The following is a 21,775-nucleotide window of genomic DNA, read 5'->3' as shown; positions in this document are numbered from 1 at the left end:
TGAAGTTGCAGCGGTGTTGGCTACATTCGCTCACCCCAATCACATAGTTTGCCTATGTTCATGGGGACTCACTCACTTGCCGCCTACCTGCAACTCCAAGTTGTTTGGGTATAACTCCGGAACCGTTGCGCGAAAAATAAATTCGCCAGCAGTAAGTGGCGAAAAATTATCGAAAAATTTGCATCGTTTGCACGGGGTAAATCCTGCTATTATCATCGCGCTAAATGCAATCGTTTGTAAATATTATTGTCATATTACTCGCTCTCTATTCCGGCGTGTTAGATATCTCGCTAGTCGTGGGATTACGCCGTAGGGTCAAGTGGCGTGCTGTGGCCTGTCAGCTTAATGTTGGCGGTGAATGGGCTGGATTGATGGGGTTTTAAGCAAAATATTTTACTGACTAATGAACTTTATCAATGATAGCGAGTCTCAAAGGTGCTCATATAAGCAGTGATGTCAATATTATAATTCGCATAATGAGTACCCATATCTGAGAGGGTAGAGGGACATAACAATAGGAGTGACCGCTCGCATGAACGAGCAACTGACCGATCAAGTATTGATTGAGCGAGTTCAGAATGGGGATAAGCAAGCGTTTAATCTTTTGGTTTTGAAATATCAAAATAAAGTCTGCAACCTTATTTCCCGATACATCAGCAATTCTGGCGATGTAGCGGATGTGGCGCAGGAAGCGTTTATTAAAGCGTATCGAGCCATTCCCACTTTTCGTGGTGACAGTGCATTTTATACTTGGCTATACCGTATAGCGGTGAATACTGCGAAAAATCACATTGTGGCGCAGAATCGACGCCCACCCGCTAGTGATGTTGATGCTGAAGACGCTGAATTTTATGAAGGTGGTGATGCATTAAAAGAAATATCGAACCCAGAGAACATTACGTTGTCCAACGAATTGAAACGGGCAGTGTTCGATGCGATAGATGCATTACCTGATGATTTGAAAACGGCAATGACCTTACGTGAGCTAGAAGGCTTAAGTTATGAGGAAATCGCGGAAGTGATGGATTGTCCGGTAGGAACTGTGCGCTCTCGAATTTTTCGCGCGCGTGAGGCGGTCGAAAAGAGAATTAGCCCGCTTTTGTAATGCAAGCTCGGTCGCAAGCGAATTTCGTAATAACGTTCCGTAATAACATTGCGTAATAACTATGGTGAACAGAATGGCTGACAAACAAAAACTTTCAGCACTCATGGATGGCGAGATGATCGACAATGAGCTGATTTTACAATTGGCTCACAATCCTCAAGCATGTACAACTTGGGGCAATTACCACCTAATTGGTGATGTGCTGCGCGGTGATGCGCCAGTAGCAAAGGAGTGGAATATTGCTGAAAGCGTTGCGTTGGCATTGGAAAATGAACCCGCTCATAATTTATTGCGTGATAAAAACCATTCATTACGTGATACCCACAATGTGATTGCTCTGCAGCAAACTAAGCTGACAGAGCAACCCACACCACAACAGGCCAAGCGTCAACTGCCGGCTTGGTGGTCGCAATTGAGTCAATTTGGTATTGCTGCCTCGGTTTGTTTGGCGGTGGTGTTTGGTGTTCAGCAGTATGCCGGGCAGAGCTCGGCGATCGATGGTGAGTTGCCCGTATTGCAAACTATTCCATTGGCCGGCAGTGCCGAACCTGTCAGTTTGACGCGTGACTCGGTTGAAAAGCATGCACCAGATAGTACTATGCAAGAGCAGCGCCGCCGTGTAAATGCCTTGCTGCAGGACTATGAATTGCAATTACGCTTAAATAGTGAGAATGCCGTTTCTCACCAACATTCAGTTGAATCGGTTGCGGAATGAAGAAATTTTTGATCAGTGCGCTGACGCTGTTTTGTGCCACTTCAACAACCGCCTTTGCAGAAGAACAGCCTGCAGAGGCGTTGTTGTATCAGATGAACCAAGCCAGCCAACATCTTAATTACGAACTCTCATATATCTTGGTTAAGAAAAACAGCATTGAGCCACTGTTGTATCGTCATGTGCGTCAAGATCAGCAGCAATTGGCACATCTAGTGTATTTAAGTGGTCCGGTGCGTGAAGTGATCCGGCGCGGCGATGAAGTGAGCTATATTGAGCCTGGCGTCGAACCATTTACCATCGAGTCGAGCGAGATGGTCGCGCCAACCATGCCAATGATTAATAGTGATGTTGCCCAACTGAGTCAGTATTACGATTTTGTCAAAATCGGCCGGGCGCGCGAAGCGGGTGTCCCTTGCCAGGTGTTGCGTGTGGTGCCGAAAGATGGCTTGCGCTATTCCTATGTGTTATGGGTTGATGAGAAGAGCCATTTACCGTTACGCGCAGACTTGCTGGATCGTGATGGTGAAGTCTTAGAGCAATATCGTACCATTTCCTATTCGATCAGTGAACGGTTAGCTGAGCTGATGGCTGGATTGAATTCGGTCCAACTGCCAGAAGTGCTGAAATTACCCAAAGGCAGCATGCAACAAACTTTTTGGCAAGTAAGCTGGGTGCCAGAAGGTTTTCAGGCGATGGAGTTGAATCGCTATCGTATGGCGATCACCGAGCGCCTAGTAGAAAGTCAAATGTATTCTGACGGCCTGTTTAATTTCTCGGTGTATATTTCGGCCAGTGATAATTACTCATTGAAAGGTCAATTGGTGCGACAAGGTCGGCGAACCTTGCACAGTTTAGTCAAAGGTGACAATGAAATTTCGGTAGTCGGCGATATTCCACCAGCAACCGCGCAGCGGATCGCTCAATCCGTGTTGATCAATGTGGCGGGAGTGCCAGCACCATGATGACCGCGTTGGCGACCGTCACTCAAGTGGTCGCGACTCAACAAGGCTTTCAGGTTACTTTGAGCTGTCAGCAACAAACCAGTTGTAGCCACTGCCAATCATCCAGCAGTTGTGGCACTGGTATTGTATCGAAAGCGCTGGGTAGTAAAGCCCTATTATGGCAGCTACACACCCAGCAAGCATTACAGGCAGGAGAAGTGGTTGAAATCGGTTTGCCAGAAAAAAGCCTGTTGCAATCGGCGGCGTTAGTGTATCTGTTGCCACTGTTTTTTATGCTACTTGGTGCTTGGTTTGGCACTCAATGGCTCGCCCCATGGTTAGCGATGGGCGAAAGTGTGGTGATCCTCACTTCACTATTGTCGATTGCGCTTGGCGTATGGGTGGCCAAACATTATGCCGCAGTGCTTGAGCGGTGCTCGGAGCAGCAAGTGGTCGTACTGCGTAAACTGGGGATCCCACTGGCCTAAATTATGATGCGAACCCAACCGAAATTGGGTAGAATCGCCCCACTTGAATGAATGGCCGCCAGCGCGGCTTTTCTATGTCCTTATTATTTAAGAGTTTAGTCATCCCAAGCCTATGAAGCACATTCGTAACTTTTCGATTATCGCCCACATTGACCATGGTAAATCAACACTATCTGACCGTTTAATTCAAGTCTGTGGTGGCTTGAGTGATCGTGAAATGGCCGATCAAGTTCTTGATTCGATGGATCTCGAACGTGAGCGTGGTATCACCATTAAAGCGCAGAGTGTGACACTCGACTACACAGCGAAAGATGGCCAAACCTATCAACTGAACTTTATCGATACCCCAGGACACGTTGACTTCGCGTACGAAGTATCACGTTCGCTAGCGGCATGTGAAGGTGCGCTGTTGGTGGTGGATGCCGGTCAAGGCGTAGAAGCTCAGACCTTGGCTAACTGCTACACCGCGATTGAGATGGATCTGGAAGTTGTACCGATCCTCAATAAAATTGACCTGCCTGCGGCAGAGCCAGAGCGGGTTGCCGAAGAGATTGAAGACATTGTTGGTATTGATGCGATCGATGCTGTGCGCTGTTCGGCTAAAACCGGAGTAGGCGTCGATGAGGTGTTGGAGAAGATTGTTTCAGCGATCCCAGCGCCACAAGGCGACCCAGAAGCACCGCTGCAAGCGCTGATCATTGACTCTTGGTTTGATAACTATTTAGGCGTGGTTTCTTTGGTGCGGATCAAAAACGGCAGCCTGAAGAAAAACGACAAGATCAAAGTGATGAGCACCGGCCAAATTTGGGGTGTTGATCGTTTAGGTATTTTTACCCCCAAACAAGTCGATACCAACGCACTCAATACTGGCGAAGTGGGCTGGGTAGTGTGTGGTATTAAAGACATCATGGGCGCACCAGTCGGCGATACTTTAACCTTAGCTAAAAATGGCTGCGAAACAGCGCTGCCGGGCTTTAAAAAAGTAAAACCTCAAGTTTATGCGGGCTTATTCCCGGTCTCGTCGGATGATTATGAAAACTTCCGTGATGCACTGGGCAAACTGAGCTTGAATGATGCATCACTGTTTTATGAGCCAGAAACTTCGGCTGCACTTGGTTTTGGTTTCCGCTGTGGCTTCCTTGGTATGCTGCACATGGAGATCATCCAAGAGCGTCTTGAGCGTGAATACGATCTTGATCTGATCACCACTGCGCCGACCGTAGTGTATGAAGTGCTCAAGACCAACAAAGAGATCATCCACGTTGATAGCCCAGCTAAACTGCCCGCTATTAACGATATTGAAGAGATCCGTGAGCCGATTGCGCGCTGTAATATTCTGGTGCCTGCCGATTATCTGGGTAACGTGATCACCTTGTGTATCGAAAAACGCGGTACTCAAGTTGATATGGTTTACCACGGTAACCAAGTCGCCTTGACTTACGATGTGCCAATGGCGGAAGTGGTACTGGATTTCTTTGACCGCTTGAAATCGACTTCGCGTGGTTATGCATCGCTGGATTACGGTTTCCAACGCTTTGAAATGTCGCACATGGTGCGTGTCGATGTGCTGCTCAATGGCGATAAAGTCGATGCGTTGGCCATCATCACCCACCGTGATCAGTCGCAAACTCGCGGCCGTCAATTGGTGGAGAAGATGAAAGAGTTTATCCCTCGCCAGATGTTTGACATTGCGATCCAAGCGGCGATTGGTAACCACATTATCGCCCGTTCTACCGTCAAGCAGTTACGTAAAAACGTACTGGCTAAGTGTTACGGTGGTGACGTGAGTCGTAAGAAGAAGCTACTCAAGAAGCAGAAAGAAGGTAAGAAACGGATGAAGCAGATCGGTAACGTTGAGCTGCCGCAAGAAGCGTTCCTCGCCATTTTGCATGTGGGTAAAGATTAATTTCTTTGCCGAGTTGAGATTGATGGGTTTAACTGATGAGTGAAAGGGTTTCGGCTCTTTCACTTTCGCATTTTTTAGATAAGGGAAGTCAATGGCGAACACATTCTCACTGATTTTGGTGCTAGTCACTCTGATCACCGGTCTGGTTTGGACTCTGGAAAAACTGCGCTGGGCAAAACAGCGTCAGCAAAAACAGGCTGAGCTACAAGCACAAACTCCAGATTTACCGGCCTCAGCGCTCAATAAAGCCTTGGTGCAGCCGTGGTGGATTGAGAACAGCGTGTCGATTTTTCCAGTGATCGCCTTGGTGTTAATTCTGCGTTCGTTCATTTATGAACCATTTCAGATCCCATCTGGCTCGATGATGCCAACCCTGTTAGTTGGTGATTTTATTCTGGTTGAAAAATATGCCTACGGCTTGAAAGATCCGGTTTGGCGTACTCAGTTGCTTGAAACTGGCCAACCTGAACGTGGCGATATTGTGGTGTTCAAATATCCGGTCAGTCCGAATATCGACTATATTAAACGCGTCGTCGGTATGCCGGGAGATACGGTGCGCTACAGTGCAGATAAAGAGCTGTGTATCCAGCCACAAGGCCAAAGCCAATGCCAAGCAGTGACATTATCAAATGTGCAATCGAGTGAGTTTTATCAGAATAATATTCCGCTTATCCAGCTCGATGAGCAGTTAGGTCAACAGCCACACAGTATTTTGGTTAATCCACTGCGCATGGACAACGTGGCCGACTATCGTCCGCGTCGTGGCGTCAATGAGTGGGTGGTACCACAAGGGCACTATTTTGTGATGGGTGATAACCGTGACAATAGTGCTGATAGCCGTTTCTGGGGCTTTGTGCCAGAGCAGAATTTGGTCGGGAAAGCAGTTGCGATCTGGATCAGTTTCGAGTTTGAACGCGCTGCCGATAGCGTACTTCCATCTTGGATCCCAAGTGGAGTGCGATTGAATCGTATTGGCGGGATCCATTAAGCCTGCATCAGTGGGCCAATAACATTGAGATTATGACACCTCTAATGAATAAATTAACAAGTAAGCTCGGTTATACCTTTCAGGATAGCGGGCTGCTTAATCTGGCGCTGACACACCGCAGCGCCAATGGTAAGCACAATGAACGTCTTGAGTTTCTGGGCGATTCAATTTTAAGTTTTGTCATTGCTGACGATCTGTATCACCGTTTTCCTAAAGTGGATGAGGGTGATATGAGTCGTATGCGTGCCACCTTAGTGCGTGGGCACACATTGGCGGAACTGGGTCGAGAATTCGATCTGGGAGATTACTTAAAATTAGGTCCAGGTGAGTTGAAAAGCGGTGGTTTTCGCCGTGACTCGATTCTGGCTGATGCGGTAGAAGCCTTGATTGGTGGAATTTACCTCGATAGCGATCTGGAAACCGTGCGTGGGATTGTGCTCAAGTGGTATCAATGCCGACTGGATGAGATCAAACCGGGCGTATCACAAAAAGATCCGAAAACTCGCTTACAAGAGTTTTTGCAAGGCAGAAGAAAACCACTGCCTATCTACACTGTGACTAATATTAAAGGTGAAGCACACAACCAAGAATTTAGCGTTGCGTGTGAAGTTGCAGGTATGGATGCACCTGTGATCGGTAAAGGCACCAGCCGCCGCAAGGCAGAACAAGCGGCTGCAGAAACGGCACTGGAGCAACTAACTCATGGCTGATCAAGAATTTGATATCGATGCATATTTTGCCTCTCAACATGATGGCGAAGTCGTAGAAACATCCACTCCAGAGGATCAACACTGCGGCTTTGTCGCGATTGTGGGGCGTCCAAACGTTGGTAAATCGACCCTGCTTAATAACCTATTAGGGCAGAAAATTTCCATCACTTCGCGTAAACCACAAACCACTCGCCACCGGATTATGGGCGTGGATACCGATGGTGCTTATCAGGCGATTTATGTCGATACCCCAGGACTGCATATTGAAGAGAAGCGTGCGATTAACCGTTTGATGAACCGTGCCGCGAGCAGTTCATTGAGCGATGTTAACTTAGTGCTGTTTGTGGTCGAAGGTACCCACTGGACCGCCGATGATGAAATGGTGTTCAACAAACTGCAAAAAGCCAATTTCCCTGTGGTGCTGTGCGTCAACAAGGTTGATCAGGTGAAAGATCGTAACGAAGTGATGCTGCACATGCTGGATCTTTCCAAGCGGATGCAATTTGTCGATATCGTACCGATTGCGGCTAAGCTGGGTAAAAACGTGGATGTGCTGAAAAAGCATGTGCGTCAACACTTACCGAAAGCGCTGCACCACTTCCCTGAAGAGTATGTGACTGATCGTTCACAGCGCTTTATGGCGTCGGAAATCGTGCGTGAAAAATTGATGCGTTTTACCGGTGAAGAGCTGCCGTATTCGGTTACGGTGGAAATCGAGCGTTTCGATTACAATCCGGATAATGATGGTTTTCACATTAATGCGCTGATCTTGGTTGAGCGTATCGGTCAGAAAAAAATGGTGATTGGCAAAAATGGCGAAAAAATCAAAACCATTGGTCGTGAAGCACGACTGGATATGGAACAACTGTTTGGTCGTAAAGTGTATTTAGAAACTTGGGTGAAAGTGAAATCCGGTTGGGCGGATGATGAGCGTGCGCTGCGCTCACTCGGCTATATCGACGATCTTTAACCGCACAAAAGGTGGCAACTCTGTTGTCACCTTTTTTGATCCCCGCCCTTAACGAGATAATAGAACAGGAAAATGTCAGACGGACTGCAACGCTGTTTTGTTCTGCATCGCCGCCCTTACAGTGAATCGAGCTTGATCCTTGATGTGTTTAGTGAGGAGTATGGCCGAGTCAGCCTAATGGCCAAAGGGGCGCGTGGCAAACGTTCCAATCTTAAAGGTGCGCTGCAACCTTTTACTCCGCTCCTGCTAAAATGGTCGGGCAATGGCTCGATGAAAACCTTACGCCAAGCTGAGCCGATCAGCCTCGGTTTGCCTCTGTCGGGTGTCTGTCTGTATTCTGCGCTGTATATCAATGAGCTGGTCGATCGAGTCTTGATGCCTGAAGTCGCAAGCCCTGGGTTATTTCATGATTATCTGTTTGCTTTGACGGAACTGGCGCAAAGTACCAATCCGGAGCCTGCGCTGCGGCGCTTTGAGTTAGCGTTACTGACCGCACTGGGTTATGGGGTGGATTTTTTACATTGTGCTGGTAGTGGCGAACCGGTTGCACCACAGATGACCTACCGCTACCGTGAGCAAAAAGGCTTTATGGCGTCACTGCGTCGCGATAATCTCACTTTTCTCGGTGATGAGCTGATTGCGATCAGTGAGCGGCGTTTTACCAGCCAAGCTCAATTGCAAGCGGCAAAACGCTTTACACGTTTAGCCTTAAAGCCGTATCTTGGCGGCAAACCTTTAAAAAGTCGTGAGTTGTTTCGTCAAACAGCTCTCCCTAGAGCACGGAGTACAGAAAAATGAGCTCAATTTATCTTGGTGTGAACATCGATCATGTGGCGACATTGCGTAATGCGCGCGGCACCCAATATCCAGACCCGGTGCATGCCGCGGAAATGGCTGAACGTGCCGGTGCCGATGGCATTACTATTCATTTGCGTGAAGATCGCCGTCACATTACCGATCGCGATGTGCGTATTTTGCGCGAAACGTTGCAAACGCGTATGAACTTAGAAATGGCGGTGACCGATGAGATGGTCGAGATTGCGCTGCAAACTCAGCCAGAATATGTCTGCTTAGTGCCAGAAAAGCGTGAAGAGCTCACCACCGAAGGTGGCTTAGATGTGGTTGGTCAGCTAGCGCGCGTTAAAACGGCGACCCAAAAACTCACCGCGGCGGGGATTAAAGTCTCGCTATTTATTGACGCGGATCGTGAGCAAATTGATGCGGCGAAAAGCTGTGGCGCACCGTTTATCGAGCTGCATACCGGCCATTATGCTGACGCATCTAGCGAGCTTGAGCAGCAAAATGAGCTCAAAAAAATTGCTGCCGCTGCGGCTTATGCGGATGATCTGGGGATTACCGTCAACGCTGGCCACGGTCTGACTTACCATAACGTTGCGCCGATTGCGGCAATCCCTGAAATTTACGAGCTTAACATCGGCCATGCGATCATTGGTCGTGCCGTGTTTGATGGTTTAGCCAAAGCAGTCGCGGATATGAAAGCCTTGATGCTGGCGGCACGTCGTTAAGCCGATGATTGTAGGTCTCGGAACCGATATTACTGAAATCGAACGAGTGGAAAAGGCCTTGGCGCGCTCTGGTGAAAACTTTGCGCGCCGTATTCTCACCGATGCGGAGTTCGAGCAGTTTCAGAGTTTGCAGCGGCAAGGGCGATTTTTAGCCAAGCGTTTTGCGGCCAAAGAAGCGGCCTCGAAAGCGTTAGGCACTGGAATTGCCCAGGGCGTGACCTTTCACGACTTCACCATCAGTAATGATGCTTTGGGTAAGCCGCTGCTAAGTTTAAGCGGCAAAGCCGCACAATTAGCCGCCTTGCTTGAGGTGCGTTCGATTCACCTCTCTTTATCGGATGAACGCCATTATGCAATGGCGACGGTTATTTTCGAGCGTTAAACGGCGTGTCCTGCGGCGAATTAATCCTCACTCGGCAGATAATCGGCCGCAGCTTGTATCACGTTGATCATCTCATCTTGTAGCTCAAACAGCTCCGGCTCCAGTTCTGCAATCGTGACACCACTGCGTAGCGCTTGTTCTAGATTGGCACACACTCGGCGCAGTTTCGGTACACCGCTATAGGCGCAACTGCCATGCAGTTTGTGGATATGGTGCAGCAGATCACTTGCCGAATACTGGGGATCGGCTAACGCGAGATTGACCACGTTGGCCATCTGCGGTAAGAAATCGACTAACATGCCCAGCATCTCTTGGGCCAGTGCTGGTTTATTGGCGGCTTGTTGCAACGCCAGTGACCAATCAATCACCCTCTCATCATCCTTTACCATTGTCTGCTGATGTGACTCTGCTATTGCAGAGGAGGCAGCCTCTCCGGCGGAGAAAGGTTTACGGATAGCGTGCTTGGTCGAATAAGGATCCCAATCGATTAATACTTGCTGTAATACCGGCTCATCAATCGGTTTGGTCAGGTAATCATCCATGCCAGCGTTAAGTAAGCGATCCCGCTCACCCGCCATCGCGTGCGCAGTGACGGCAATCACCGGAATCTCTTGATAGCCGTCGAGCTGCTTGATCGCTTTACAAGCGGTGACGCCATCCATATGTGGCATCTGAATATCCATCAAAATGATATCGAATTGCCATTGTTGTGCTTGCTCGATCGCTTCTTGGCCACTGGTGCAAGCGATCACGCACTCCACGCGCTCTTGCAGTAGGGCGGTGATCAGCTTGAGATTGGCAGGGTTATCATCAACGGCCATCACACGCAGTGGCAGTTTCGCCGCTTGCGGTTTCGGAGCGCTGCTACTGGTTAAAGCGGGTTGCTGTGCGGCTAGGGTTTGCAGCAGTTTTTTGCGTGACAGCGGCTTGCTGATGCATTTGATCGGGTAGTGTTGCATCAATTGATCGGCGAGAGCTAATTCGGTGGTTGGCATGCCAACAATCACATGCTGGCTGATCGTGAGCGCGCGCTGTACCCAGGTTTGCACTAGGCTCGGATTGATTTCTTTATTCGGCGCGAGGTTAAGCAATACATAGTCGTAGGTTTGATCGTGCTCTGGGAGCGCTGAGTGGTAGGTGACTTCCAAGCCACTTTGCTGCAAGGTTTGCTGCACAATTGCGGCCGCTTGCATATTCGGTTCAATCAATAGTAAATGACGATCGGCCAGTAATTGGGCGTCATAGCCATCATTGATTGGCAGCTCAGTGGTGTGTAAACGTAGAGTAAACCAGAATGTCGAGCCTTGGTGTAAACGGCTGGTGAGGCTGATTTCGCCGCCCATATGGCTGACCAATTTCTGGGTGATAACCAGCCCAAGGCCAGTACCGCCATAACGGCGTGAAATGCTGGCATCAGCTTGGCTAAAGGCTTGGAATAGCTGGGCTTGTTGGCGCTCCGAAATACCAATCCCAGTGTCGCGCACCATAAATTGCAGGTCGATCATATCGTCACGTTGAGTGCGCATTTCGATGCTGACATCAATATTGCCGCGCTCAGTAAACTTAATCGAGTTGCCGACTAAGTTGGTCAGCACTTGCTGAATACGCAGTGGATCGCCAACTACGCCACGAGGGATCTTCGGATCGATTTTAAGCGTGATCTCCAACCCTTTTTCGTGGGCGCTGGTGGCTTGTAGGTTGACCACCTCTTCCAGCACATCTTGAAATTCAAAGGCGATGTTTTCAAGTGCCAGTTTGCCCGCTTCCAGTTTGGAAAAATCTAAAATGTCATTAATGATGGTTAGTAGGTTATTGGCCGATTTATCAATGGTTTGTAAACAGTCGGTTTGGCTGTTGGTCAACTGGGTTTTGAGCATCTGCCGAGTAAAGCCAATCACGCCATTGAGTGGGGTGCGCAGCTCATGCGACATATTGGCCAAAAATTCAGATTTAACCCGCGCCGCTTCTTGGGCGCGTTTTTTGGCGATATCAAGCTCCACGTTTTGAATTTCAAGCTGCTCAAGGGTTTCGCGCAAATCGGAAGTGGCTTGGTCGATGCTGTGCTGCATCTCAACATGGTATTCCGACAGCGACACCGCCATCGCGTTGATGCCTTTTTTCAGAGCATCTAATTCGCCGTGCATTTTGCCTTCAATCCGTACATCCAAATGTCCGCGCCGGATCCGGTCGACCATATTTTTCATATGGGTGATCGGGCGGGTCACATCGTGCATCAAACGAAATGCAAATACCGCAGAGAGTAAAATGCCAATCACCAGTACTAAGCCAGCCGAGAAAATTTCTTGGTATTGCTGTAAGCGCAGTGATGATAGATCCAGTTCAATCGCGATATAGCCAGTGACTGGCGTGGCCGGATTGGCATCACCATTTTCGAGTAAGGTGCGCTCGGAGACGATCGGAGTGCGTAAAATCAGCGTGTTTTCATCAATCACTGAGCTACTTAAAAATGGGATCGGCTGATCTTTGGGGTACATCAACTGTTCAAAATTGGGATGAAAGTTGGAGGTGACAAACAGTTCATGATGGAGATCAAAGACCGCGATACTGCGCACTAACTTGGAGTTTTTGCGGTGTGCGTAGCTGATGATGCGGCGTACCGACTCACGGCTCTGGATACGCAGCGCATCTTCACTGGCGATCGCCAGTGGCTCGATGATGCTCGCGCCAGAACTGATCACTTGGTTTTCTAAGTCGTGATAGCGGTTAAAAGAGAATAGCGCACTGAGCAGCAGACCAATAATCAGGGTGGGAGCCAGAGTGAGGGTAATTACGCGGGCACGCAAGCCATATCTTCGATTCATTATTGTCTAAACATTGTGGTGTGGATATGGGAAAATACCCCACATGAATTCGAAATTGGGTGAGGCAGGCTTAGCGCTAGCTTAATCAACTCGCTCAGCTTCGACAATCCTCCCAGCGCAGAATAGTGACACTGGGGCGAAAACACACCGATTTCAACACTTGAGCACAAAGCATGGCACGTTTCTTTCAACCGAAAAAACCCACTACGTTAGACAAAAAGCACCAACCGGTCACTATTGAACGGTTGGATCATCAAGGCAGCGGGCTGGCCTTTTGGCACAATAAACCGTTGTTTGTTGACGGAGCTTTGCCTGGCGAACAGGTGCTGATCCAGCTCACGGAAAGCAAAAGCAAATACGCCAGAGGCCAGTTGATCAAAGTGTTGCAGCCAAGCACACAGCGGGTGGCGCCATTTTGTCAGCATTACGGACAGTGCGGTGGTTGTGATTTGCAGCATTTAGAACGTGCGGCACAAATGACTCACAAGCAGCAAGCATTAAGTCAATTAATGGTCAAGTTTGCTAAGCAGACGCTTGCTCTGTCGCCGCCGATTTGCTCTGATGATCAAGGTTATCGTCGTCGGGCGCGGCTCAGTCTGCAATGGGATAAAAAAGCCCAGCAATTGCAGTTTGGTTTTCGCCGTAAGCAGAGTAAAGCGATCATCGGTGTTACCGACTGCCCAGTGCTTGAGGCGAGCTTAAATGCTTTGCTCCCCCCTTTAAAATCACTGCTGAGTGATTGGAGCCAGCCTGAATGCTTGGGCCATGTTGAATTGGTGCGCGGCGACAATACACGAGTACTGCTGCTGCGCCATCTCGGTGCGCTAGCCGCGCAAGATCATGCCCGTTTGAGCGAGTTTGCTACCCAGCACCAGCTTAGCCTTTATCTCAGCTTAGAGGCAGGACAACTGCAACATGTGCAAGGGGAAGTCGCCTATTGTGAGGAAGCCGGGGCGCGGTTAAGTTTCTTGCCGAGCCATTTTATTCAGGTTAATCGTAGCGTGAATCAGCAGATGGTGGCGCAGGCGCTCGCTTGGTTAGAGGTTAATCCGCAAGATCAGGTGTTGGATCTGTTTTGTGGTTTAGGTAACTTCACTTTACCGTTGGCTAACTTGGCGCATCAAGTGGTTGGCGTAGAAGGGGTGGCCGAGATGGTGCTACACGCCACCCATAACGCCAAGTTGAATCAAGTTAACAATGTGGCGTTTTATCAGGCTAATTTGGAACAAGATATGACACGCGCCTCATGGGCGCAGCAGAAATTTGCTAAAGTACTGCTCGATCCTGCGCGAGCGGGAGCGGAAGGTATAGTACAACAATTGGCGGCTCTCGGGGCTGAGCGGGTGGTGTATGTCTCGTGTAATCCCGCGACATTGGCTCGTGATAGTCAAAGCTTATTAAGCCAAGGATTTCGCTTAGAAAAATTAGGTATGTTGGATATGTTCCCGCATACCAGCCATCTCGAATCGATGGCACTGTTTGTAAAAAAGGGCTAATCGCTAAACGGTTTATTGAGGCGTCGGTCGAAGGCTAACAAAGACAATTATTAGGATGATATCAATGGTTGCGGTACGCAGCGCACACTTAAACCCAGATCAACAGTTTGAACTCGCAACATGGATCACCAGTCTCGCACAAGAGGCGAAAACCGCGGCGAAATTGACCGAGGTGTATCGCGATTGTGAGCAGTTGCTGGCTACCCATTCACAAGGCCCGCTGCTGCTATGGCGTGGGCGCGAAATGATCGAAATTTTGATCACCTTGTCGATGGATCGCCCAACGTTGGTGGCCGCTTTGCTGTTTCCTATCGCCAGCAGTGGCGTGTTAGATAGCGAATCACTGCAAGAGAGCTATGGGCGAGAAGTGCTGAAATTGATCCAAGGTGTGGAAGAGATGGCGGCGATTGGTCAGCTCAATGTCACCTTGCATGGCAGTGAAGCTTCCGCTCAAGTGGATAACGTGCGCCGGATGTTGCTCGCGATGGTGGATGATTTTCGCAGCGTCGTGATCAAGCTGGCCGAGCGGATCTGTAATCTGCGTGAAGTGAAAAATGAGCCGGATGATGTGCGCCGTGTGGCGGCCAAAGAGTGTGCCAATATCTATGCGCCGTTAGCCAACCGACTCGGGATTGGGCAACTGAAATGGGAAATGGAAGATTACGCATTTCGTTATCAGCAGCCAGAAACGTACAAGCAGATTGCCAAACAGTTATCCGAGCGGCGGATTGTACGCGAGCAGTATATTCGTGACTTTGTCGACGATTTACGTGCTGAGATGCAACTGGCGGAGATCAATGCCGAAGTCAGTGGCCGCCCCAAACACATCTACAGCATTTGGCGCAAAATGCAGAAAAAAAGTCTCGCCTTTGATGAGCTGTTTGATGTGCGAGCGGTGCGAATTATTGCCGAAAAACTGCAAGATTGTTATGCCGCACTTGGCATAGTGCATACCAAATATCGTCATCTACCGAACGAGTTCGACGACTATGTCGCCAATCCTAAGCCGAACGGTTATCAATCGATCCATACCGTCATTTTAGGCCCAGAAGGCAAAACCATCGAAATCCAGATCCGCACCAAACAGATGCACGAAGAGTCAGAGCTTGGGGTCGCGGCGCACTGGAAATACAAAGAAGGCAGCAGCGCAGCCCGCAGTGGTTATGATGAGAAAATCACTTGGCTGCGTAAACTGCTCGATTGGCAAGAAGAGATGTCCGATTCAGGCGAGATGCTTGATGAGCTGCGCAGCCAAGTGTTTGATGATCGGGTGTATGCCTTTACTCCGAAAGGTGAGGTGGTGGATTTACCCATGGGCGCCACTCCGCTCGATTTTGCCTACCACATCCATTCTGAAGTCGGTCATCGCTGTATCGGTGCCAAAGTAGCGGGCCGTATCGTGCCCTTTACCCATAAATTGCAGATGGGCGATCAGGTGGAGATCATCACCGCCAAGCAGCCTAATCCATCGCGAGACTGGCTCAACCCATCGCTAGGGTTCGTCCATTCAGGGCGTGCTCGGGCTAAGATCAACGCTTGGTTTCGCAAACAGAGCCGTGAGAAAAATCTCGAAGCTGGCCGTGAAATTCTCGAGAGTGAACTCGCCAAAATTGGTGCCAATCTGAAACATGCCGAGGCTTATGCACTCAAGCGTTTTAACGTTAACAGTGTGGATGAAATGTATGTTGGGATTGGCAGTGGCGATCTGCGCATTAACCAAATTGTTAATCATATTAATGCATTAGTTAATAAGCCGACCGCTGAGCAGCAAGATAAGCTGGTGCTTGAGAAGCTGCAGGAAAACAAAACGCTCACCTCCCATCGTCCGCACAAAGATGCGGTGGTGGTGGAGGGGGTCGATAATCTGATGACCCACCTCGCACGCTGCTGTCAGCCGATCCCGGGTGATGAGATCCGCGGTTATATTACGCAAGGACGGGGCATTTCCGTGCATCGCAGCGATTGTGAGCAGTTAGAAGAGCTGAGCCATCATGCACCAGAGCGGATCATTGATACCGTATGGGGCAGTGGTTTTGCTGGCAGTTACTTACTGACGGTTCGTATCGAGGCGATGGAGCGCAGTGGCTTATTGAAAGATATCACCACCTTACTGGCCAATGAAAAAATCAAAGTGGCGAGTATGAAGAGCCGCTCAGACTATAAGCGGCAGATCATCACGATGGATTTCGATCTTGAGGTTAATAACGTGGAAGCGCTAGTCCGAGTTTCCAAGCGGATTGAACAGATCAAAGATGTGATGCTGGTTAAACGCTTAGGTTAAATGAAGTCCCCATATATAAGGCAAGCTATGTCACACCCAATTGAACAACTTGAGCAAATTATGCGTCGTCTACGTGATCCTGAATCAGGTTGCCCGTGGGATAAACAGCAAACCTTTGATACGATTGCCCCGTATACGATTGAAGAGACGTTTGAAGTAGTGGATGCCATCACCCAGCGCGATTGGCCGAATTTGCGTGAAGAGCTGGGTGATCTGCTATTTCAGGTGATTTTCTACAGCCAAATGGCCAAAGAACAGGGGTTGTTTGAGTTTCGTGATGTGGTTGAGACAGTGAATGAGAAGCTGACTCGCCGCCATCCCCATGTGTTTGCGGATGCTCAATTTGATAATCAAGCGCAAATTGATGCCAACTGGCAAGCAGAAAAAGCCAAAGAAAAAGCGCTGGCGGGCAAGCATCAACAGAGCATCCTTGATGCGGTGCCACGTTCGTTACCCGCCTTGTCACGTGCGGATAAAATCCAGAAAAAATGTGCTCAATATGGATTTGATTGGGATAGCGTTGGCCCGGTGGTGGATAAGGTATACGAAGAAGTCGAAGAGGTGATGCACGAAGCGTTGCAAGTGGATGTGGATACTCAAAAAGTCGAACTCGAGTTAGGCGATTTATTGTTCGCGACCGTCAATTTAGTGCGCCATTTGGGTCATGATCCTGAGATGGCGCTGAGCAAAGCCAACGCTAAATTTGTGCGCCGTTTTCAAGGGGTAGAAGAGCGAGCGAGAGCGCAACATAAGTCATTGCAAGATTTCAGTTTGTTAGAGCTCGATCAGTTTTGGCAGCAAGTCAAACAGGCGGAAAATAACCAATAACCGGGCTGGGTTAGCCGAGTTGCCAACATCATCACTCGGCGCTAAAAAAACGCCCAATCGGCCAGCAAAACTAAGTTGGCAGGTCTTCGTTTTGGTGGCTTTGCATCAATTTGGTTTGATTTGAAGCAAAAAATAAAAAATTGAGTGTGATAGATTTCACGTTGTGGCAGTGGGGGGGTTCTGGTATAGTTTTGTCCCGTCCAGATGAAATTCATTTCCCTCATTCAACCAATTTCAGGTTAAACATGACGACAAATTATATTTTTGTTACTGGCGGGGTTGTATCCTCTCTAGGTAAAGGTATTGCAGCGGCATCCCTTGCAGCGATTCTTGAAGCTCGTGGTCTTAAAGTGACCATGATGAAGCTTGACCCTTACATCAACGTTGATCCAGGCACCATGAGCCCAACTCAACACGGTGAAGTGTTCGTTACGGAAGATGGCGCAGAAACCGACCTAGATCTTGGTCACTACGAACGTTTTATTCGTACCAAGATGACCAAGCGTAACAACTTTACTGCAGGTCGTGTTTACGCTGACGTACTACGCAAAGAGCGTCGTGGCGATTATCTCGGTGCTACCATTCAGGTTATTCCTCATATTACTAACGCGATCAAAGAGCGCGTGATTGCAGGCTCTGCAGGCCATGATATCGCGATCGTTGAAGTAGGCGGTACCGTTGGTGATATCGAATCACTGCCATTTATGGAAGCGATCCGTCAGTTGGCGATCGAAGTTGGCCGTGAAAATGCGATGTTTATGCACTTAACGCTAGTGCCTTATCTCGCGGCTGCCGGTGAAGTGAAAACCAAACCAACCCAACACTCGGTCAAAGAGCTGCTTTCGATCGGTATTCAACCGGATATTCTGGTGTGCCGTAGCGATCGCATGATCCCAGCCAACGAGCGTAAGAAGATCGCTCTGTTCTGTAACGTGCCAGAAAAAGCCGTTATTTCGATGAAAGACGTCGATTCTATCTACAAGATCCCACAATTGATCCGCTCGCAAGGGCTGGATGATCTGGTGTGTGCACGCTTTGGTATTAACGCGCCAGAAGCAGATCTGTCGGAATGGGAACAGGTGATTTACGAAGAAGCCAATCCAACGGGTGACGTGACTATCGGTATGGTCGGTAAGTACACCGAACTGCCAGATGCTTACAAGTCGGTCAACGAAGCGCTGAAACATGCGGGTCTGAAGAATCGTCTGAATGTGACTATCAAATATATCGATTCGCAAGATGTTGAAACCAAAGGCACTGATGTGCTCAATGGTCTGGATGCGATTTTGGTACCGGGTGGCTTTGGCGACCGTGGTATTGAAGGTAAAATCTGTGCTGCACAGTTTGCGCGTGAAAACAAAATTCCTTACCTTGGTATCTGCCTAGGTATGCAAGTGGCACTGATTGAATACGCGCGTAACGTTGCGGGTATGGAAGGTGCTCACTCTACTGAATTTAATAAAAGCACCAAATACCCAGTGGTAGGCCTTATCACTGAATGGGTTGATGGTGAAGGTAATGTTGAAGAGCGCAGCGAAAAATCGGATCTTGGCGGTACTATGCGTCTTGGTTTACAGCTGTGCCACCTTGAGAAAGGCACCAAAGCCTATGAAATGTACGGCAGTGCGACGATTCATGAGCGTCATCGCCACCGTTACGAAGTGAACAACCTGCTGCGTCCTCAGATTGAAAAAGCAGGTTTGAAGGTTTCTGGTCTGTCAGCAGATAAGAAGCTGGTTGAAGTGATTGAGAACCCTGCTCACCCATGGTTTGTAGCAGCGCAGTTCCACCCTGAATTCACCTCAACCCCACGCGATGGTCACCCTCTGTTTGCTGGTTTTGTCAAAGCAGCAGGTCAGTACCAACGCGGTGAATTGAAGTAAAAGGATACGGGTAGCCACTTTAGCTGTGTGACTACCCTTTTAGTTTTGACATTTAAATTCAATTGAGAGGAAACATTAATGTCTAAGATCGTTAAAGTTCTAGGTCGTGAAATCATCGACTCACGTGGTAACCCAACCGTAGAAGCTGAAGTTCACCTAGAAGGTGGTTTCGTAGGTATGGCTGCTGCACCATCAGGTGCATCTACTGGTTCTCGTGAAGCGCTTGAACTGCGTGACGGTGACAAGTCTCGTTTCCTAGGTAAAGGCGTTCTGAAAGCGCTGGCTGCGGTTAATGGCCCTATCGCAGACGCTCTGGTTGGCAAAGATGCAAAAGATCAAGCAGCTATTGACCAAATCATGATCGACCTAGATGCGACTGAAAACAAATCAAACTTCGGTGCAAACGCGATTCTAGCGGTTTCTCTGGCGAACGCGAAAGCAGCTGCTGCAGCAAAAGGCATGCCTCTGTTTGAGCACATTGCTGAGCTGAACGGCACTCCAGGCGTATTCTCAATGCCTCTACCAATGATGAACATCATCAACGGTGGTGAGCACGCTGACAACAACGTCGACATCCAAGAGTTCATGATCCAACCTGTTGGCGCGAAAACTCTGAAAGAAGCAGTACGTATGGGCGCAGAAGTGTTCCATAACCTAGCTAAAGTACTGAAGTCTAAAGGCTACAACACTGCAGTTGGCGACGAAGGTGGTTTCGCACCTAACCTGAAATCTAACGCAGAAGCGCTAGAAGTAATCGCTGAAGCAGTAGCAGCAGCAGGTTACAAACTGGGTACTGACATTACGCTAGCGATGGACTGTGCTGCTTCTGAGTTCTACGATGCAGAGAAGAAAGAATACAACCTGAAAGGCGAAGGTCGTATCTTCACTTCTAACGGTTTCTCTGATTTCCTAGAAGAGCTGACTGAGAAGTTCCCAATCGTTTCTATCGAAGACGGTCTGGACGAGTCTGACTGGGAAGGTTTCGCATACCAAACTGAGAAACTGGGTAAGAAAATCCAAATCGTTGGTGACGATCTGTTCGTAACTAACACCAAGATCCTGAAACGTGGTATCGACAACGGTATCGCAAACTCTATCCTGATCAAGTTCAACCAAATCGGTTCTCTGACTGAAACTCTGGCTGCGATCAAGATGGCAAAAGATGCTGGCTACACTGCAGTTATCTCTCACCGTTCAGGCGAAACTGAAGATGCAACTATCGCTGACCTAGCGGTAGGTACTGCAGCAGGTCAAATCAAGACTGGTTCTATGAGCCGTTCAGACCGTGTTGCTAAGTACAACCAACTGATCCGTATCGAAGAAGCACTGGGTGCACGTGCTCCTTTCAACGGTCTGAAAGAAGTAAAAGGCCAAGCTTAATTTTAAGCTAGCTAGTGCGCAGCCGTTGACATAACGGTTGCGTGATAAATCAAACGCCCTGCATTGCAGGGCGTTTTGCTTTTTGACTGTGGATGGAAATTAAGCTTAGACATCGATTAGCCTGTGCTAATTGCGGCCAGGCGCCGTTTATCCAACTCTTGTTTGATATGCTTACCTTGAAAGCCAGCTGCAATCACAGCTTGTACTTCTACGCTGAGCGCGGCTTGATAAGCGCGCTGGAAAATGTCGCGTTGTGGATAGGGCTCGGCCTCTAAACCTAAACGGCCGCAATGATCCGCTTCGCAGCACAATAACACTTGCTCAAGCCGCTCAGGCTTACGCCATACATCCAACAGTCCTAGAACCTTGAGTTTGGTGGCGGGTTTTAATTCGTCCGCGCGGTGGATATTGGAGTGCTGAGCACATACCGCGAGCGCCAAATCGCGAAACTCATTCGGTATGCGAATCCGTTCACATAATGATTCAATGATTTTTAGCCCAGTATGGCCGTGTAATTTATGGCTTGGCCATTCAGCTGGCGGTGTCACTCCTTTGCCTAAATCATGCACTTGCGCCGCAAAACGCACCGCAAGCGAATCAGAAAGTCGTGCCGCTTGCTTCGCCACCATCAAGGTATGAATGCCAGTATCGATCTCTGGGTGCCACTGTTCGGGTTGTGGGACACCAAACAGACGATCGATTTCGGGCAGGACAATGGCGAGCGCACCACAATCGCGCAGCACCTGCAAAAACACTTCGGGATGATGGGTTGAGAGTGATTTATGCCACTCTTGCCACACTCGCTCGGCGGTTAAGTGCTGTAATTCTCCTGACTGAGCAATGTCAGCCATCAACTGCATGGTCTGCTCGGCAACCGTGAAACCGAGATGATGCAGCTTGGCCGCAAAGCGCGCTACGCGTAGTACCCGCAGCGGATCTTCGACAAAAGCCACAGAGACATGGCGCAGCACTTTCGCGGCGAGATCGCGTTGACCACCATAAGGATCGATCAGTTGGCCGGCTTGATCTTGCGCGATGGCATTAATGGTCAGATCGCGGCGCAGCAAATCCTCTTCTAGGCTCACATCCGGCGCGTAATGGCAGGCAAAGCCAGTGTAACCAACCCCGGTTTTGCGTTCGGTACGCGCTAAGGCATATTCTTGTTTGGTCTTTGGATGTAAGAACACCGGAAAATCCTTTCCGACCATTTGAAATCCAAGCTCTAACATGGCTTGTGGGCTTGCCCCCACCACCACCCAATCGCGATCATAAACCGGCAATTGCAGTAATTGATCGCGCACTGCGCCACCGACCAGATAAATTTGCATCATAGAGTCTCAAAAAATTACATGAA

At 49.0% G+C, this 21,775-nt stretch carries 19 protein-coding genes; 17 read left to right on the top strand and 2 right to left on the bottom strand.

What is annotated here, in order from left to right; translation table 11 throughout:
• Window positions 1-224: 224 nt before the first annotated feature.
• The 12 genes from PUN32_RS09435 (at window position 225) to acpS (ending at window position 9,731) form a co-directional block, all read left to right on the top strand.
• Window positions 225-383 (top strand): hypothetical protein, encoded by a 159-nt coding sequence (locus PUN32_RS09435; RefSeq protein WP_274722874.1) that lies wholly within the window; start codon window positions 225-227, stop codon window positions 381-383.
• A 149-nt stretch (window positions 384-532) separates the two neighbouring features.
• Window positions 533-1,105: an RNA polymerase sigma factor RpoE gene (rpoE, locus tag PUN32_RS09430; RefSeq protein ID WP_274722873.1), complete on the top strand. Its 573-nt coding sequence runs from the start codon at window positions 533-535 to the stop codon at window positions 1,103-1,105.
• Window positions 1,106-1,178: 73 nt separating this feature from the next.
• Window positions 1,179-1,820, top strand: a complete 642-nt coding sequence (locus tag PUN32_RS09425) for a sigma-E factor negative regulatory protein (protein WP_274722872.1) — start codon at window positions 1,179-1,181, stop codon at window positions 1,818-1,820.
• Window positions 1,817-2,782, top strand: a complete 966-nt coding sequence (rseB, locus tag PUN32_RS09420) for a sigma-E factor regulatory protein RseB (protein ID WP_166014345.1) — start codon at window positions 1,817-1,819, stop codon at window positions 2,780-2,782. The genes PUN32_RS09425 and rseB overlap by 4 nt, the downstream gene beginning before the upstream one ends.
• Window positions 2,779-3,249 (top strand): SoxR reducing system RseC family protein, encoded by a 471-nt coding sequence (locus PUN32_RS09415; RefSeq protein WP_274722870.1) that lies wholly within the window; start codon window positions 2,779-2,781, stop codon window positions 3,247-3,249. The genes rseB and PUN32_RS09415 overlap by 4 nt, the downstream gene beginning before the upstream one ends.
• A 112-nt stretch (window positions 3,250-3,361) precedes the next feature.
• The gene (gene lepA / locus PUN32_RS09410; RefSeq protein ID WP_166014347.1) at window positions 3,362-5,155 is read left to right on the top strand and encodes a translation elongation factor 4; all 1,794 of its coding nucleotides are present in this window, start codon (window positions 3,362-3,364) and stop codon (window positions 5,153-5,155) included.
• 91 nt (window positions 5,156-5,246) lie between these two features.
• Complete coding sequence (gene lepB, locus PUN32_RS09405) at window positions 5,247-6,143, top strand: signal peptidase I (protein ID WP_274722867.1); 897 nt, start codon at window positions 5,247-5,249, stop codon at window positions 6,141-6,143.
• Between the two features lie 32 nt (window positions 6,144-6,175).
• Window positions 6,176-6,853, top strand: coding sequence for a ribonuclease III (rnc, locus tag PUN32_RS09400; RefSeq protein ID WP_166014349.1), 678 nt, complete (start codon window positions 6,176-6,178; stop codon window positions 6,851-6,853).
• Window positions 6,846-7,823 (top strand): GTPase Era, encoded by a 978-nt coding sequence (gene era / locus PUN32_RS09395; protein ID WP_166014350.1) that lies wholly within the window; start codon window positions 6,846-6,848, stop codon window positions 7,821-7,823. Before rnc ends, era begins: the two co-directional genes overlap by 8 nt.
• Window positions 7,824-7,895: 72 nt before the next feature.
• Complete coding sequence (recO, locus tag PUN32_RS09390; protein ID WP_274722865.1) at window positions 7,896-8,621, top strand: DNA repair protein RecO; 726 nt, start codon at window positions 7,896-7,898, stop codon at window positions 8,619-8,621.
• Window positions 8,618-9,349, top strand: coding sequence for a pyridoxine 5'-phosphate synthase (gene pdxJ, locus PUN32_RS09385; RefSeq protein WP_274722863.1), 732 nt, complete (start codon window positions 8,618-8,620; stop codon window positions 9,347-9,349). Before recO ends, pdxJ begins: the two co-directional genes overlap by 4 nt.
• Before the next feature lie 4 nt (window positions 9,350-9,353).
• Window positions 9,354-9,731, top strand: coding sequence for a holo-ACP synthase (gene acpS, locus PUN32_RS09380; protein ID WP_274722862.1), 378 nt, complete (start codon window positions 9,354-9,356; stop codon window positions 9,729-9,731).
• Between the two features lie 20 nt (window positions 9,732-9,751).
• Here acpS and barA read toward each other — a convergent pair whose 3' ends face one another.
• Complete coding sequence (barA, locus tag PUN32_RS09375; protein ID WP_274722861.1) at window positions 9,752-12,553, bottom strand: two-component sensor histidine kinase BarA; 2,802 nt, start codon at window positions 12,551-12,553, stop codon at window positions 9,752-9,754.
• A gap of 173 nt (window positions 12,554-12,726) precedes the next feature.
• Between barA and rlmD the strand changes: the two genes are divergently transcribed.
• The 5 genes from rlmD to eno all read left to right on the top strand — a co-directional run bounded on the left by rlmD (window position 12,727) and on the right by eno (window position 20,421).
• A complete protein-coding gene (gene rlmD / locus PUN32_RS09370) occupies window positions 12,727-14,049 on the top strand; it encodes a 23S rRNA (uracil(1939)-C(5))-methyltransferase RlmD (protein WP_274722860.1) in 1,323 nt (440 codons plus the stop codon).
• A 64-nt stretch (window positions 14,050-14,113) separates the two neighbouring features.
• The gene (gene relA / locus PUN32_RS09365; RefSeq protein WP_274722859.1) at window positions 14,114-16,330 is read left to right on the top strand and encodes a GTP diphosphokinase; all 2,217 of its coding nucleotides are present in this window, start codon (window positions 14,114-14,116) and stop codon (window positions 16,328-16,330) included.
• Window positions 16,331-16,357: 27 nt separating this feature from the next.
• Window positions 16,358-17,158, top strand: coding sequence for a nucleoside triphosphate pyrophosphohydrolase (gene mazG / locus PUN32_RS09360; RefSeq protein WP_274722858.1), 801 nt, complete (start codon window positions 16,358-16,360; stop codon window positions 17,156-17,158).
• 245 nt (window positions 17,159-17,403) lie between these two features.
• Window positions 17,404-19,041 (top strand): CTP synthase, encoded by a 1,638-nt coding sequence (locus PUN32_RS09355; RefSeq protein WP_274722857.1) that lies wholly within the window; start codon window positions 17,404-17,406, stop codon window positions 19,039-19,041.
• A 78-nt stretch (window positions 19,042-19,119) separates the two neighbouring features.
• A complete protein-coding gene (eno, locus tag PUN32_RS09350) occupies window positions 19,120-20,421 on the top strand; it encodes a phosphopyruvate hydratase (protein ID WP_274722856.1) in 1,302 nt (433 codons plus the stop codon).
• Window positions 20,422-20,537: 116 nt separating this feature from the next.
• Here eno and PUN32_RS09345 read toward each other — a convergent pair whose 3' ends face one another.
• Complete coding sequence (locus PUN32_RS09345; RefSeq protein ID WP_274722898.1) at window positions 20,538-21,749, bottom strand: multifunctional CCA addition/repair protein; 1,212 nt, start codon at window positions 21,747-21,749, stop codon at window positions 20,538-20,540.
• Window positions 21,750-21,775: the final 26 nt, after the last annotated feature.

It is taken from the genome of Vibrio chanodichtyis (assembly GCF_028863985.1).
Classification (GTDB): Bacteria; Pseudomonadota; Gammaproteobacteria; order Enterobacterales; family Vibrionaceae; genus Vibrio; species Vibrio chanodichtyis.
The sequence above is the reverse complement of the archived record's forward strand: the minus strand, read 5'-3'. Positions and strand labels throughout refer to the sequence as shown.